The organism is Lactimicrobium massiliense, from assembly GCF_900343155.1.
Classification (GTDB): domain Bacteria; phylum Bacillota_I; class Bacilli_A; order Erysipelotrichales; family Erysipelotrichaceae; genus Bulleidia; species Bulleidia massiliensis.
This window is the reverse complement of the sequence record NZ_OUNG01000001.1, coordinates 161,000-175,607: the sequence shown is the minus strand read 5'-3', so window position 1 is coordinate 175,607 and position 14,608 is coordinate 161,000. Positions and strand designations below refer to the sequence as shown.

Below are 14,608 nucleotides of genomic sequence, written 5' to 3'. Positions count from 1 at the left end.
ACAAAGGGGGCCCATGGCATATCTTTCTGAAGATGAAATCAATGCTGTTCGCGCCAAAGCAGATATCGTAGATGTCATTTCCCATTATCTGCAGGTACACAAACAGGGCAGGATGTATAAAGCAGTCTGCCCTTTTCATGATGATCATGATCCTTCCCTGAACATCAATCCTGACATGCAGATCTATAAATGCTTTGTCTGCGGCGCCGGCGGCAATGTCTTCTCCTTTGTACAGCGCTATGAGCATGTCTCCTTTCCAGAAGCTGTTGGAAAAGTGGCCGACATGATCGGCTTCCCACTGTCTTCATCACCGGTAAAGAAAAAAAGGGAGGTTGATCCTCATCGTCAGAAGCTGTATGATGCCCTGCAGGAAACCATCAACTACACGATGTATGAACTCAACAGCACCGATGGTGCTGCTGCCCGTAGCTATCTGAAAGGCCGCGGCATGGATGACCATACACTGGAGCGGTTTCAGATCGGCTGGAATCCGGAAGGGGATTCCCTGACCCGTTTTCTGCATGCCAAGCACTATGAAGATCAGACGCTGACGGCAGTCAATGTCTCACGGATTACTTCACAGGGCATGCAGGATGTCTTTGCAAGCCGTATCACCTTTCCCATACACGATGCCTATGGCAATCCGGTTGGCTTCAGTGCACGTACGATGGACCCTGACAATCCAGCCAAATATATCAATACGACGCAGACCGAGATCTATGTCAAAGGCCAGCTTGTCTACAATGCCCATCAGGCAAAGGAAGAAGCACGCCGGGCAGGCAGAATCTATATCTGTGAAGGCGTGACAGATGTCATTGCCTTTGACAGAGCAGGCATTGCCAATGCAGTCTGTACACTGGGCACTGCCTGTACCCAGGAACAGATCCGTCTGATCCGCCATCTGGCACCGCTCCTTGTGTTCTGCTATGATGGCGATCAGGCAGGCCAGAATGCGACCTGGCGCGCTGTCCAGATGGCCAGAAAAGAAAACTGTGAGGTTGCGGTCATCGACAACCGCACCGGCAAGGATCCGGATGAAATCCTGCGGCAGGACGGGAAAGAAGCACTGCAGAATCTGGCTGCGAAGGAAATTTCCTGGATGGACTTCTATCTTTCCTACATGGAAAAGCGCACCAATCTGAATTCCTATCTGGAGAAAAAAGAATTCATTACCCAGGCCAGCCAGATTGCGGAAACCATCACCGATGAAATGGACCGGAAATATCTGCTGGATCAGGCATCCAGAATCACCGGAATCCAGGCGGTCTATACCCCCAGGCAGGAAGAGATCAGCGTACCGATGACATCATCGCAGCTTCATGTTTCCCATGTGGCGCCGGCCGCAGGCAACGACAAGGCTGAGGAGCAGATTCTGATGATGATGCTCAAATATCCCGGGGCATCCAGAATCTTTGAAGATGAACTTGGCTATCTGCTCAATCCGCAGCGCCAGACCCTGGCTGTGATGATTCTGGAAATGGTGCACCAGCAGGGCAAAGCCGATCCGCAGGTATTGATGGATCGCACCCAGGATCAGCAGATTCGTGATCTGATCAGCGCGCTTGTGTGCAGCGAGGCCTATGAGATGGACTTTGATGCAAGCATGTTGTCAGGCGCGATCCGCCGCGTGAAAATTACCTATCTGCAGAATGAAGCAGATGCCTATAAACAGCAGCTGCTGACGGATCTGAATCCGCAGAGCAGAGCGCTGCTGATGAAGCAGTATACAGAATGTGTCAGCCAACTAAGGAGGTACCTGGATGAAGAAAACAAGCAGTGAGAAAAAAACGGACAGTGCAGCCCGCCATGGCGCTGCTTATGGAGGGGCATCTTCTGCAAAGAAGAGCGGCGTCATTGATCCCTATGTGCATGAAGCAGGCGGCAGCCGGATCAAAACACTTGATGAACTGAAGCAGGATTATGCCGCAGTCTACCAGCATGACGGCGTGCTGTATCAGAAAGATGTCATGGCCTCTTTGGAAAATCTGGATCTGGACGATGATGAGATTGACAGCCTGTGGACATGGTTTGCGGACAATGACATTGATGTCGCTGAAGACGATGATATTGGCGATGAACTTGCTGAAGAAGAGGAAGATGCGCCTGACTCTCTTGGCGATGATGAGGAAGAAGGAGATGTTGAGGACCGCGATCAGATCGGGGAACTTCTGAAAAAGAAATATGCTCCGGAAGAGCTCGTCAATGCCAGTGCGGCAACGCAGCTGAATGATCCTGTCAAAATGTATCTGAAAGAAATCGGCAGAGTGCCGCTGCTGAAGCCGGAAGATGAGCGCGAAATTGCCAGGCGTGTGGAAGAAGGCGATGAAGAAGCACGCAATATTCTGATCTCCAGCAACCTGCGCCTTGTTGTTTCCATTGCAAAAAAGTATGTTGGCAGAGGCATGCTGTTTCTGGATCTGATCCAGGAAGGCAACATGGGACTGGTCAAGGCAGTAGAAAAGTTTGACTACCGCAAAGGCTTCAAGTTTTCAACATATGCTACCTGGTGGATCCGGCAGGCAATCACCCGTGCCATTGCGGATCAGGCCAGAACCATCCGTATTCCTGTCCATATGGTAGAAACCATCAATAAGCTGACCAGAGTGCAGAGACAGCTCGTGCAGGAACTGGGCCGAGAGCCAACTGCTGAAGAAATCTCTGCCAAGATGGACGGCATCTCACCAGCCAAAGTCCGGGAAATCCAGAAGATCGCTCTGGAACCTGTTTCGCTGGAAACACCAATCGGTGAGGAGGATGACAGCCACCTTGGTGATTTCATCGAAGACAAGGATGCCATGAGCCCGGATGAATATGCCAACAATCAGCTGTTGAAAGATGAGATCGACAATGTCCTTTCGGGCCTGACTGACCGTGAAGAGAAAGTGCTGCGGATGCGGTTCGGCCTGTATGACGGCAAGCCAAGAACACTGGAAGAAGTTGGCAAGGAATTCAATGTGACAAGGGAGAGAATCCGCCAGATTGAAGCAAAGGCACTGCGCAAACTGAAGCATCCGAACCGTTCCCGCAAACTTAAGGACTTCATGGAATGATGAAGCGCCTGCAGGTACTGACAGATATGGTGCCTTCCGGGCTGGTCACTGCCGATATTGGCACAGATCATGCCTGGCTGCCTGTTATGCTTGTCGAACAGCACAAAGCCGCACGTGTCTATGCATGTGATGTGCGCAAGGGCCCCCTGCATCAGGCGGCTGCCAACATTGTCGCAAACCACATGGAGAAAGAAATCACGCTGGTTTTGAGCAATGGGTTTGCCAACGTGCCGCAGGATGCACAATGTGCGGTCATTGCCGGCATGGGTGTGCATACGATCATTTCCATTTTGGATGCAGACGCAGACAGGACAGCACAGTTTGCCATGATTATCACAGAAGCCAATGATGATCCCATCACCATGCGCAGGTGGATTGCTGCAAAGCAATACAAAATCACGGATGAACGGGTGCTCAGTGAAAACAGGCATGACTATACAGCCATTGCTTTTGTGCCAAAGAAGACAGATGTGCCATATACAGAAGAAGATCTGATTCTTGGCCCCATCCTGTCACAGCATCCGGAAGAAGGCTATATCAGCTTTCTCAAACGGCGTACACAGAAGCTGCATTACATCCTGTCATTGCGCAAAGATGAAAGCAGCGATACAAAAAAGCTGCGCGCAGAAGCATCGATCATGGATGCCTTCCTGCAGGATGCAGACATTATATGAAAAAACGGCTGGGGGTTATTCCTCAGCCGTTTCATAGTGTGTCGGGCATGGCACACATCTAGCCTGCAATAGAGGCAGGCCGCGGGTATTTGTCGCCAAGCGAAGTGAACTACCAGCCGAGGGTGAATAACCCAGAGCGAAAGCAGTAGCTAGCATATTTCTGAGCTTACGTACAGAAACCTGATTGAGGCCATAAGGCGGATAAGGCTGCTATGCAAGCTGAAGTCCAAAAGACAAACGTAAAGCCGACCGGTAAATCAGGAAGCTATGGAAATTACAGATGTGTGTCTTACCCCGAGAGATCCTGCGGACAGATGAACCTAAACACAGGGAAACCGAGACGCTTTTAAACAGCTATCGTTATCATCTGGTCGGATAAAGGTCTATCGCAGGAAGTCAGCTGAGGTCATAGTAGTGATGAAGCTTCTGTAACGGAAGTGGAGCGAAGGACCTAATGTTTGTATAGTGTGCCCCACTATACGCAATGTTCGGATAGTCCGAAAGGGAGGATAAGCCTACAGCAGAGGATCGTAACCTCTGACGGCAAAGGGCCCCGGGATGATTCTGAATAATCTACAGATAGAAAGGAATGGCACAGCGGTATGGAATTAATTGAAGTGATTCTGAGTGACGAAAACTTGGAAGAAGCGATCAGAAGGGTTAAGAGAAACCGTGGCGCGGCCGGCGTGGACGGCATGAAAACCAGTGAGCTGGATGAGTATTTCTCTAAACATAAAGAAATAATCAAACAGCAGATCCGGAACATGCAGTACAGACCGAAACCAGTCCGCAGGGTCTATATACCCAAGCCCAATGGCAAGCAAAGGCCATTAGGTATTCCGTCAGTCGCAGACCGGGTGGTACAGCAGGCAGCAGCCCAGGTACTCAGCGGCATCTACGACAGCACATTCAGTGACCATAGTTATGGATTCAGGCCAAACAGAAGCGCACATGATGCGATGAAGGATGTCCTGAATAATCTGAACAGCGGATACGACTGGGTGATTGATCTCGACATCGAAAAGTATTTCGATACGGTGAATCATGACAAATTAATCTCCATTTTGAGAGAAAAGGTAAACGACAAGAGAACGTTACACCTGATCCGGTCCTTTCTGAAGGCTGGCGTCATGGTGAACGGACTCGTATCACCAACTGAACTAGGCGTTCCGCAAGGCGGACCCCTCAGTCCGATACTTAGCCTTATTTATCTCGATAAATTTGACAAAGAACTGGAGAGCAGAGGACTGCATTTTGTGCGGTACGCAGATGACTGCGACATCTTCGTGAAGAGCGAAATGGCGGCAGACAGAGTGATGAAGTCGGTAGCCTCATGGCTGGAACGAAAGCTGTTTCTGAAGGTCAGTCCAACCAAGACAAAGGTGGTCAGGCCAACACACAGCGAGTTCCTAGGCTTTACGTACTGGAAGGCAAAAGACGGATGGCACTGCAAACCGAGTGATGACAGAAAGAAACGGCTGATGGCGAAAACCAAGGCTGTCCTGCAACGCAAGGAAGCAATATCCAGACCTCTGGCCGTCACATTCACAAAACTGAATCAGATCGTCAGAGGATGGATCAATTATTTCATCATCGGAGATATGAAGGCTTTCCTCGATGAATATGGACAGTGGATGCGGCACAAAGTCAGAGTCATCATCATCAAGCAATGGAAGAAACCGAAGCGTATAGACACAAATCTCCAAAGGCTTAACGCTATGTTCCATTGTAATTTCACCGATGAAGATACATACAAGGTAGCCAACTCACGCCTAGGATGGTATCGGAGGAGTGGAATGGATGTGGTAAATTACGCTCTCAGCCCGAAAGTACTGGCCCTGCCAAGTAGGAAAACAGGTCGACCAGGACTGGTCAACCCGTTGGAATACTACCTCAATAATCGTAAGTAAATACAAACGTAGCGCCGTATACGGAAAACCGTACGTACGGTGCAACGGGAGGGTCGAGCCGCTAACGCGGCTCACTCTACCCTATTACAAAAAAGAAGACCGCAGTCTTCTTAATTATCAGGCGATGTTATTAACAGCTTTCTGCAGTCTGGATTTCTGACGGGCAACATAATTCTTCTTCTTGAAACCACTGACGATTGCCTTATCAAGAAGTTTATTTGCCTGGTTCATAGCTGTCACGGCTGCATCCTTGTCATTTGCAGCAGCTGCAGTCTTGACTGCCTTGATTGCTGTTTTCAGAGCACTCTTTTCACCAGCGAGGGCATTCTGTCTCTTCAGATTTGTGAGTGCACGCTTTTTCTGCGACTTAATATTTGCCATTTATAACACCTCCGTTTCTTCAAGCAGATGGAATTATAACAAAGCGGTTTTCAAATTGCAATGAAAACAGCAGCCATGCTGTATTTTGTGAATAAGATGTGCTTTAATGGCAAATTTAGTATAATTGGCGGGACAAAGGAGGACATCCTCATGTTTAACGAAAGAATTGTGTTCTTCGGTACATCTGAATTTTCACGCGGCATTCTGGAAACACTTGTAAACGAATCATACAATGTTGTGGCTGCTGTTTCTCAGCCGGACCGTCCTTCCGGACGCCATCATGTCCTGAAGCCTACGCCGGTTCATGCCTTTTGTGATGCCCATGGCATCTGCTGCCTGCAGCCACAGTCTTTGCGCAAAGAATTTCAGCAGGTACTCGATACAAATCCGGACCTCATCCTGACATGTTCCTATGGGCAGATGGTTCCAGAGGCGGTTCTGAAGGCACCGCGGCTTGGCTGCCTGAATATTCACCCATCGCTTCTGCCAAAATACAGAGGCGGTGCACCAATGCATTTTCCTATTTTTAATGGTGATACAGAAACCGGTGTCTCTTTGATGGAAATGGTCAAAGCTATGGATGCCGGCAGAGTTTATGCCCAGGTGCGGGTTCCGATCGGCCCGGATGAAACCGAAGCGCAGCTGGAAAAGAAACTGCTTGAGACTTCGATTCAGATGGTAAAGGATGATCTGCCTGCCTATCTGGAAGGAAAGCTGCCGGGTACACCCCAGGATGACAGCAAGGCAACATATTGTTCCAATATTCCGCCGGAAATGGAAGAAGTTCATTTCCGCACTGAACCCATTGATGCTTTATACAATCACATCCGTGCACTGATTGACTGGCCGATCCCATATGGCCGCATTGAAGGCAGACGGGTCAGAATCTTTGCGGCTGGCAAAGAGAAAAAGGAAGTGTCTGCAGAACCGGGCACCGTACTTGGCTTTGCGGATCATGCCATGCTGGTGGCAGCCAATGGCGGCATCATCCGCATCTATGAACTGCAGATGGAAGGCCGCAAACGGATGAGCGCAGATGCCTTTGCCAATGGCTATGCGCGCGAATTGACAGGAAAGAGATTTGATGCATGATTGATCAGTCACATATCAGAAATTTCTGTATTATTGCCCATATTGACCATGGCAAAAGTACACTTGCTGACCGCATTCTGGAAATGACAGATACGGTCAAGGAACGCGACATGAAAGCACAGATCCTGGATGACATGGATCTGGAAAGAGAGCGCGGCATTACCATCAAGCTCAATGCCGTGCAGCTTTCCTATACAGCAAAAAACCATGAAACGTATCTGTTTAATCTGATTGATACGCCAGGTCATGTCGATTTCAGCTATGAAGTATCACGCTCCCTGGCTGCCTGTGAGGGCGCTGTCCTGGTCGTGGATGCTACCCAGGGCGTACAGGCACAGACCCTTGCCAATACGTATCTTGCTTTGGACAATGACCTGGAAGTGATTCCTGTCATTAACAAGGTAGACATGAATAATGCCAGACCCGAAGAAACAAAGCGTGAAATCGAAAATATCATCGGCCTGGACTGCTCGGATGCCCCTGAGATTTCAGCCAGAACCGGTCTGCATGTACAAGATGTTCTGGAACAGATCGTCGCAAAGATTCCAGCACCATCCGGATCACCGGACAAACCTCTGCAGGCACTTGTCTTTGACTCTTTCTATGATCCTTACCGCGGCGTGATTGCCTTAGTCAGAATCAGGGAAGGACAGCTTTCCGTTGGCGATCATATCCGCTTCATGGCAACCGGCGGGGAATATGAGGTTGTGGAAGCAGGTATCCGCAATCCAAAGGAAGTACAGGTACATACGCTTGTCTGCGGTGATGTCGGCTGGTTTGCGGCAAGCATCAAGGATATTCACGATGTCCGTGTCGGCGACACCGTTACGGATGTCAATCATCCTGCTGATAAACCATTGGCAGGATACAAGAAAATGAATCCAATGGTCTACTGCGGCCTGTATCCAAGTGATGCGGCCAAGTACGAAGACCTGCATGAAGCACTGGACAAACTGCAGCTCAATGATGCATCCCTGCAGTATGAACCCGAAACATCCCAGGCCCTTGGCTTTGGTTTCCGGGTTGGCTTCCTCGGCCTGCTGCACATGGATGTTGTCCAGGAACGCCTGGAAAGAGAATACAATCTGGCTCTGATTGCCACAGCCCCATCCGTAATCTATCACTGCTATCTGTCTGATGGCACCGTGGTGGAAGTGGATAACCCGGCAAGAATGCCGGATGCCACCCGGATTGACCATATTGAGGAACCCTTTGTCAGGGCAGAGATCATGGTGCCGGATGCCTACATCGGCGGTGTCATGGATCTGTGCCAGCATAAGCGCGGCATCTATAAAAGCATGGATGTCATTGATGAAGGCCGCAACACATTGATTTATGAACTGCCGCTGTCTGAAATCATCTTTGATTTCTTTGACCGGCTCAAATCCTGTTCCAGAGGCTATGCATCCCTGGATTATGAAATCATCGGCTACCGCAGAGAGGATCTCGTCCGTATGGACATTCTGCTCAATGGAGAAATGGTCGATGCCCTCAGTGTCATCGTCCATCGTGATGATGCCTACAGCCGCGGATCTCTGATTACCAGAAAACTGAAGGACCTGATTCCCAAGCAGCAGTTTGAGATCCCGGTGCAGGCAGCCATCGGCGGCAAGATCATTGCCCGCACCAACATCAAGTCATTGCGCAAAAATGTGTTAGCCAAGTGCTATGGCGGTGATATCTCCCGTAAGAAAAAGCTGCTGGAAAAGCAGAAAGAGGGCAAGAAGAGAATGAAGGCCGTTGGTTCGGTTGTCATTCCGCAGGAAGCCTTTATGGCAGTCCTGTCAGTAGATGATGAAAATGGAAAGCGCAATGGCTGAATCACTTTACGTGCATGTGCCATTCTGTACTTCAATCTGCTTCTATTGTGACTTTGCCCATGTGGTATATCAGAAAAATCTGGTGCAGCAATGGCTCCATGCGCTTTCTGCGCAGTTATCACACATGAAGATCAACCACCAGCTGAAAACCATCTATGTGGGCGGCGGTACACCGGGATGCCTGCATGATGATGAGCTTGCAGCACTGCTGCAGATGCTGGATCCCTATTGCCATGAAGTGCAGGAATATACGGTAGAATGCAATCCTGAATCCCTGACGCTGGAAAAGGCTGCCTTGTTGGCAAAACATGGCGTCAACCGTGTATCCCTTGGCATGCAGAGTGCAGATGACAGGCTGCTGGCATCCATCGGCCGCCATCATACCTTTGCGGATACATGCCGTGCTGTATCTTTGTTAAAACAGGCAGGCATCCATAACATCTCACTGGATCTGATGTATTCACTGCCGCACCAGACAATGAAGGATCTGCAGGATTCCATTGCCGGGGCAATCGCCCTGGAACCGACGCATCTGTCCCTGTACTCTTTGACCGTTGAAAAGAATACGGTATTTGGCAGAAAGGGCATCCAGCCATTGGATGATGATACCGAAGCAGACATGTATGAATATATATGCCGCGAGCTTCCCCGCCATGGCTACCGGCAGTATGAGATTTCCAATTTCTGTCTGGATGGTTATGAATCCAGGCATAATCTTGCCTACTGGCACTATGATGACTTTTATGGTGTCTCGTGCGGGGCAAGCGGGAAAGAAGGACTGCTGCGCTATGACAATGAGAAGAATCTGATGCGATATCTGCAGAATCCCATGGCAAGGAATGAGATTCATCTGGACCGGCAGGACGCTCAGTTTGAGATGATCATGATGTCGCTGCGGCTGAAAATGGGACTGGATCTTTCTGCTTATCAGCACCGCTTCCATCATGCCTATGAAGAAGACTATGGTTCAAAAACAGAGGCATTGATCAAAAGGGGATGGCTGGAAGAAAGTGATGGCTATGTGCGCTGCAGTGATCAAGGCTATGAAATATGCAATACGGTACTGGAAGAATTGATGCCGGAGGGAGAATAAGATGGCAAATGGAATGAAGAAAAACAACAAGGTGCACAAGGTCAGTGAGCGTGCTCTGGAACAGCAGAGAGAAAAGGCTGAGGAAGAAAAGAAGAGACAGGCAGCCCTGGCAAGAAGGAATGAAACCAAAGAGACTTTCAAGTCGGCAATGATGTCATCAATCGGCGGTCTGCTGACCTTAGTCTCCTTACTGCTGGGAATGTATGGACTTCTGTCCATTCCAGCCATCATACTGTGCTGGATCGGCTTGAAGAAAAACAAAGACTATGGCTGGCGGGGTATCATTATTCCGCTCATCTGCATCATCCTGAATATTGCCTGGATCATTTTCCAGATCGTGATGATCTTTTCGCCAACTGTCCGCGTTGGCTTCTATAATATGGTCAAGTCGATGTCAAACTGATTGCTTGGAAGGCTTTGATGTGTTAACATAAAAAAGATTTCAGGCTGGATCCACCGTATCCTCAACGGAGAGCTGGACTGGAATGACAGAAAGAAAGAGGAAGAATAAAATGCTGGAAAAAGAAGTTGTAGCACAGATTGTCAAAGAGTATGGCCGCAAGGAAGGCGATACAGGTTCTGCTGAAGTGCAGGTTGCCCTGCTGACAGAGCAGATCAAGCGTCTGACTGAGCACATGAAGGCCAACAAGAAGGACTATGCTTCCAACCGTGGTCTGATGAAGATGGTTGGCCGCAGAAGAAACATGCTTGAGTATCTCAAGAGAACGGATGTCAACCGTTACAGAGAACTCGTCAAGAAGCTGGGTCTGCGTAAGTAATTGCAAGTCATACAAACTGGCAGGACATCCTGTCAGTTTTTCATTTATGGGTGAGAAGAACTGGGTATACATCCTGCTTTGTGAAGATGGCAGCTATTACACAGGATGGACCAATGATCTTACGGGGCGTTATCAGCGACATTGCCAGGGAAAAGGTGCAAAATATACTCACAGCCATCATCCTCTGGCAATTGCATATGCAAAATGCTATGATTCTCGTAGAGAGGCAATGAGTCAGGAGTGGCATTTGAAACAATTGAGCCATGCAGAGAAGAAGAATCTCATTGCTGCATATGAGGCTGAAAACAAAGGAGAAAAGATCATGGAAGAACTGAAGATTTACCGCTGCCGCAAGTGCGGAAAGATTGTCATTGAAACACATGCATCCGGCTGTGTGCCGGTATGCTGCGGCGAAGAGATGGAGCTGCTGAAGGCCAACACAACAGATGGTGCTGCTGAAAAGCATGTACCGGTTGTTGTTCGCGAAGATGGCAAGGTCATTGTCAACGTCGGCTCTGTTGACCATCCGATGCTGCCGGAACACTACATCGAGTTCATTGTTCTGCAGAGTGAGAATGGTTTCCGTGTTGTCAAGCTCAACCCGGGTGAAAAGCCGCGTACAGAACTGTATGCAGATGAGCCGGTCAAGGCCGTCTATGAGTTCTGCAATCTGCACGGACTTTGGAAGACAGAAATCTGATTTCAGTCAAAAGATGCGAACAAAAGCCCTGCGGGGCTTTTTTCGTATGTGCTGCCTGCCCATTTTGCAGTTTCCCATCATTTTTCCATGTGCTATGATAAAACAGTTGATAAATTAAAGAGATTGTTAAAAGAAAGAGAAGATTGCATTCAAAATGGAAAAGTACAAAAGAAGTTGGGACTTCCATGGCCATACGCTGACTGTGGAAAACGGAGAAATTGCCAAACAGGCAGGCGGCTCCGTCTTGATCCGCTATGGGGATACGGTTGTTCTGTCAACAGCTACTGCTTCCTCCCAGGCCAAAGACACGGACTTTTTTCCGCTGACCGTTGTCTATCAGGAAAAGATGTATGCCAATGGTGAAATCCCAGGCGGCTTCCTGCGCCGTGAGGGAAGACCGACAGAACATGGCACACTGACCGCAAGACTCATTGACCGTCCGATCCGTCCGCTGTTTGCAGAAGGATTCCGCAATGAAGTACAGATCGTCAATACTGTTCTCTCCAATGATCCGGACTGCTCCAATGAAATGGCCAGCCTGTTTGGATCCTCCCTGGCTCTGTGTGTTTCCGATATCCCGTTCAATGGACCGGTAGCCGGTGTCAAGGTAGCCAAGATCGGTGATGACTACATCATCAACCCGAGTGTGGAGCAGATGGAACAGGCTGAAATTGACCTGACCGTTGCCGGTACAAAGCAGGCCATCAACATGGTTGAAGCCGGTGCCAAAGAAGTATCCGAAGAGGATATGCTCAAGGCTTTGATGGTCGGACACGAGGCAATCAAGGAACTGTGTGCGATTGAGGAAGAAGTCATCGCTGCCTGTGCCAAGGAAAAGATGGAAGTTGTTCTGTACCAGATTGATCCGGTTGTCAAAGATTATATTGATGCCCATGGTGCCCAGCGCATTCGTGAGGCTGTTTCCATCAAGAGCAAGCTGGAACGCTATCATACGATCGATGAAATCATCGATGAGATGGCAGATGACATCGGCAATATGGAATGGCCGGATGAAAAAGCCTGTGACAAAGCTGTCAAGCAGGCTCATGAATATGGTGTTGAAGTAGAGGCTCAGGAAGTGCGCCGTCTGATTTCTGAAGACAAGATCAGACCGGATGGCCGTGCTCTTGATGAACTGCGGCCGCTGGATTCTCAGGTGGATCTGCTGCCGCGTGCCCATGGCTCTGCCATGTTCACACGTGGTGAGACGCAGGTCATGTCCATCACAACCCTTGGCCCGCTGTCTGATGCCCAGACCATTGAAGATCTGACACCAGTCAAAGAAAAGAGATTCATGCACCAGTATAACTTCCCGCCGTTCTCTGTTGGCGAGGTTGGCCGCATGGGTTCACCGGGCAGACGTGAAATCGGCCATGGTGCTCTTGGTGAAAGAGCGCTGCGCCAGGTACTGCCGTCAGTAGAAGAATTCCCGTATGCAATCCGTACATGTGCCGAAGTACTGGAATCCAATGGTTCCTCTTCCCAGGCATCCATCTGTGCAGGTACGATGTCCCTGATGGCTGCTGGTGTACCGATCAAGGCAATGGTAGCCGGTGTTGCCATGGGTCTGATTACCGTTGGCGATACCTATTCCATTCTGACAGATATTCAGGGTATGGAAGATCATTACGGTGACATGGACTTCAAGGTTGCCGGCACCCGCAAAGGTATTACAGCTCTGCAGATGGATATCAAGGTAACAGGCATTTCCGAAAAGATCCTTGCCGAGGCACTGGCTCAGGCACACAAGGGCAGAATGCAGATCCTCGATAACATGGAAGCGACCATCTCTGCACCGCGTGATCATGTTTCCAAGTATGCACCGAAGTTTGGCAGAATGACGATTCCGACCGATAAGATCCGCATTGTCATTGGCAAGGGCGGTGAGCAGATCGACAAGATCATCGCCGCATGTGACGATATCAAGATTGATATCGATGATGACGGCAATGTCGTGCTGTATCATACATCTCAGGAGATGATCGACAAGGCCATGAATATGATCCGTGATCTGATCCGTGAGGCACATGTTGGTGAAGTTTATGATGCGACAGTTGCGGAAGTCAGACCAAGCTTTGCCTTTGTAACACTGTTCCCTGGCACAGATGCCTTGCTGCATGTATCTGAGCTCAGCTGGACAAGAACCGATGATATTCAGCAGGCACTGCATGTCGGTGATACGATCAAGGTCAAGGTGATCTCGATCGATGATGCCGGCAAGGTCAAGGTATCTGCCCGTGAATTGCTGGAAAAGCCGGAAGGCTATGTGGAGAAGAAACCGCTGCGTCCGCAGCATGGTGCCCGCGGTGACCGTGACCGTCATCATGACCGCGATCATGAAGGCGGCAACGTGGAAAAGCGTGTCTTCCGCAGAAAGAGTGAATAATCCAGAAAAGAAGGCACCTGCCTTCTTTTTTGGAAGACGAGGAAACAGACACAATGAGAATGAGAAAGAAAAAGTGGGCTGAGCCATACCTGCAGGCCCATACTGACTACGCCCTGGACAATCCGGAAGAAAACAAAGGAAAATGGAGAGAAGTGCTGCATGGACAGAAACTGCATGTCGAGATCGGCTCAGGCAAAGGCGGATATCTGCTTGCTATGAGCAATGCCAATCCGGCTGATGCCTGGGTTGGCATTGAAAAGGACCGCAATGCGGCTGCCGTGGCTGTGCGCAAACAGCTGGAAGATGAGCAGCAGCCGGGCAACCGCTGCATGATCGTCGGGGAAGCCGAAGATCTTGAAAAGTGGTTTGCACCCGGAGAAATCGATGTCATCCATCTGAACTTTTCGGATCCCTGGCCCCGCAAGCGCACGCATAAGCGCCGTCTGTCCGCACCTGCCTTTCTGGATAGCTATCGCAAACTGCTTGCAAAAGACGGATATATTGCCATGAAGACCGATAACAAGGATCTGTTTGAAGACAGCGTGATCTGCTTTGTCAATGCAGGCTATGTATTCATGGATTTCTCCGTGGATTTCCGCCGCAATCCTCATCCGGAGGATGCCATTACCGAATATGAGCAGAAGTTCATGGATCTCGGGCAGCCGATTTATCAACTGACAGCACGGCCATGCAAGCCGGCAGGCGATATGCTAAAATAGTGAC

General features: G+C 49.5%; 13 protein-coding genes. 12 read left to right on the top strand and 1 reads right to left on the bottom strand.

The window, feature by feature from the left end; translation table 11 throughout:
- Nucleotides 1–13: 13 nt before the first annotated feature.
- From dnaG to ltrA, 4 genes are all read left to right on the top strand, one after another.
- Nucleotides 14–1,780, top strand: coding sequence for a DNA primase (gene dnaG / locus DHU66_RS00870; RefSeq protein WP_108774016.1), 1,767 nt, complete (start codon nucleotides 14–16; stop codon nucleotides 1,778–1,780).
- On the top strand, nucleotides 1,761–3,050 hold the full coding sequence (gene rpoD, locus DHU66_RS00865) for an RNA polymerase sigma factor RpoD (protein WP_108774015.1): 1,290 nt from the start codon (nucleotides 1,761–1,763) through the stop codon (nucleotides 3,048–3,050). Before dnaG ends, rpoD begins: the two co-directional genes overlap by 20 nt.
- A complete protein-coding gene (locus DHU66_RS00860; protein WP_108774014.1) occupies nucleotides 3,047–3,724 on the top strand; it encodes a tRNA (adenine(22)-N(1))-methyltransferase in 678 nt (225 codons plus the stop codon). The genes rpoD and DHU66_RS00860 overlap by 4 nt, the downstream gene beginning before the upstream one ends.
- Before the next feature lie 602 nt (nucleotides 3,725–4,326).
- Entirely contained in the window at nucleotides 4,327–5,634 is a 1,308-nt protein-coding gene (ltrA, locus tag DHU66_RS00855) for a group II intron reverse transcriptase/maturase (RefSeq protein ID WP_108774013.1), read from the top strand.
- A gap of 117 nt (nucleotides 5,635–5,751) precedes the next feature.
- Here the strand turns inward: ltrA and rpsT are convergent, their stop codons facing one another.
- A complete protein-coding gene (rpsT, locus tag DHU66_RS00850; protein ID WP_108774012.1) occupies nucleotides 5,752–6,015 on the bottom strand; it encodes a 30S ribosomal protein S20 in 264 nt (87 codons plus the stop codon).
- A gap of 150 nt (nucleotides 6,016–6,165) precedes the next feature.
- On the opposite strand from rpsT, the gene fmt reads away from it, so the two are divergent.
- From fmt to trmB, 8 genes are all read left to right on the top strand, one after another.
- A complete protein-coding gene (gene fmt, locus DHU66_RS00845; protein WP_108774474.1) occupies nucleotides 6,166–7,107 on the top strand; it encodes a methionyl-tRNA formyltransferase in 942 nt (313 codons plus the stop codon).
- A complete protein-coding gene (lepA, locus tag DHU66_RS00840) occupies nucleotides 7,104–8,927 on the top strand; it encodes a translation elongation factor 4 (protein ID WP_209451707.1) in 1,824 nt (607 codons plus the stop codon). The genes fmt and lepA overlap by 4 nt, the downstream gene beginning before the upstream one ends.
- Nucleotides 8,920–10,020 carry a radical SAM family heme chaperone HemW gene (hemW, locus tag DHU66_RS00835; protein ID WP_108774472.1) on the top strand — a complete coding sequence of 367 codons (1,101 nt, stop codon included), beginning with the start codon at nucleotides 8,920–8,922 and terminating at the stop codon, nucleotides 10,018–10,020. The genes lepA and hemW overlap by 8 nt, the downstream gene beginning before the upstream one ends.
- 1 nt (nucleotide 10,021) lies before the next feature.
- Nucleotides 10,022–10,423, top strand: a complete 402-nt coding sequence (locus DHU66_RS00830) for a hypothetical protein (RefSeq protein ID WP_108774011.1) — start codon at nucleotides 10,022–10,024, stop codon at nucleotides 10,421–10,423.
- Between the two features lie 109 nt (nucleotides 10,424–10,532).
- Nucleotides 10,533–10,799 carry a 30S ribosomal protein S15 gene (gene rpsO / locus DHU66_RS00825; RefSeq protein ID WP_108774471.1) on the top strand — a complete coding sequence of 89 codons (267 nt, stop codon included), beginning with the start codon at nucleotides 10,533–10,535 and terminating at the stop codon, nucleotides 10,797–10,799.
- Nucleotides 10,800–10,845: 46 nt separating this feature from the next.
- Nucleotides 10,846–11,499, top strand: coding sequence for a GIY-YIG nuclease family protein (locus DHU66_RS12395; RefSeq protein ID WP_245309306.1), 654 nt, complete (start codon nucleotides 10,846–10,848; stop codon nucleotides 11,497–11,499).
- Nucleotides 11,500–11,653: 154 nt separating this feature from the next.
- A complete protein-coding gene (pnp, locus tag DHU66_RS00815; RefSeq protein ID WP_108774009.1) occupies nucleotides 11,654–13,885 on the top strand; it encodes a polyribonucleotide nucleotidyltransferase in 2,232 nt (743 codons plus the stop codon).
- A gap of 53 nt (nucleotides 13,886–13,938) precedes the next feature.
- A complete protein-coding gene (trmB, locus tag DHU66_RS00810; protein ID WP_108774008.1) occupies nucleotides 13,939–14,604 on the top strand; it encodes a tRNA (guanosine(46)-N7)-methyltransferase TrmB in 666 nt (221 codons plus the stop codon).
- Nucleotides 14,605–14,608: the final 4 nt, after the last annotated feature.

Coding starts and splice junctions, on each gene's coding strand:
- dnaG (WP_108774016.1), top strand. CDS start 14: ATGGCATATCTTTCTGAAGATGAAATCAATGCTGTTCGCGCCAAAGCA.
- rpoD (WP_108774015.1), top strand. CDS start 1,761: ATGAAGAAAACAAGCAGTGAGAAAAAAACGGACAGTGCAGCCCGCCAT.
- DHU66_RS00860 (WP_108774014.1), top strand. CDS start 3,047: ATGATGAAGCGCCTGCAGGTACTGACAGATATGGTGCCTTCCGGGCTG.
- ltrA (WP_108774013.1), top strand. CDS start 4,327: ATGGAATTAATTGAAGTGATTCTGAGTGACGAAAACTTGGAAGAAGCG.
- rpsT (WP_108774012.1), bottom strand. CDS start 6,015: ATGGCAAATATTAAGTCGCAGAAAAAGCGTGCACTCACAAATCTGAAG.
- fmt (WP_108774474.1), top strand. CDS start 6,166: ATGTTTAACGAAAGAATTGTGTTCTTCGGTACATCTGAATTTTCACGC.
- lepA (WP_209451707.1), top strand. CDS start 7,104: ATGATTGATCAGTCACATATCAGAAATTTCTGTATTATTGCCCATATT.
- hemW (WP_108774472.1), top strand. CDS start 8,920: ATGGCTGAATCACTTTACGTGCATGTGCCATTCTGTACTTCAATCTGC.
- DHU66_RS00830 (WP_108774011.1), top strand. CDS start 10,022: ATGGCAAATGGAATGAAGAAAAACAACAAGGTGCACAAGGTCAGTGAG.
- rpsO (WP_108774471.1), top strand. CDS start 10,533: ATGCTGGAAAAAGAAGTTGTAGCACAGATTGTCAAAGAGTATGGCCGC.
- DHU66_RS12395 (WP_245309306.1), top strand. CDS start 10,846: ATGGGTGAGAAGAACTGGGTATACATCCTGCTTTGTGAAGATGGCAGC.
- pnp (WP_108774009.1), top strand. CDS start 11,654: ATGGAAAAGTACAAAAGAAGTTGGGACTTCCATGGCCATACGCTGACT.
- trmB (WP_108774008.1), top strand. CDS start 13,939: ATGAGAATGAGAAAGAAAAAGTGGGCTGAGCCATACCTGCAGGCCCAT.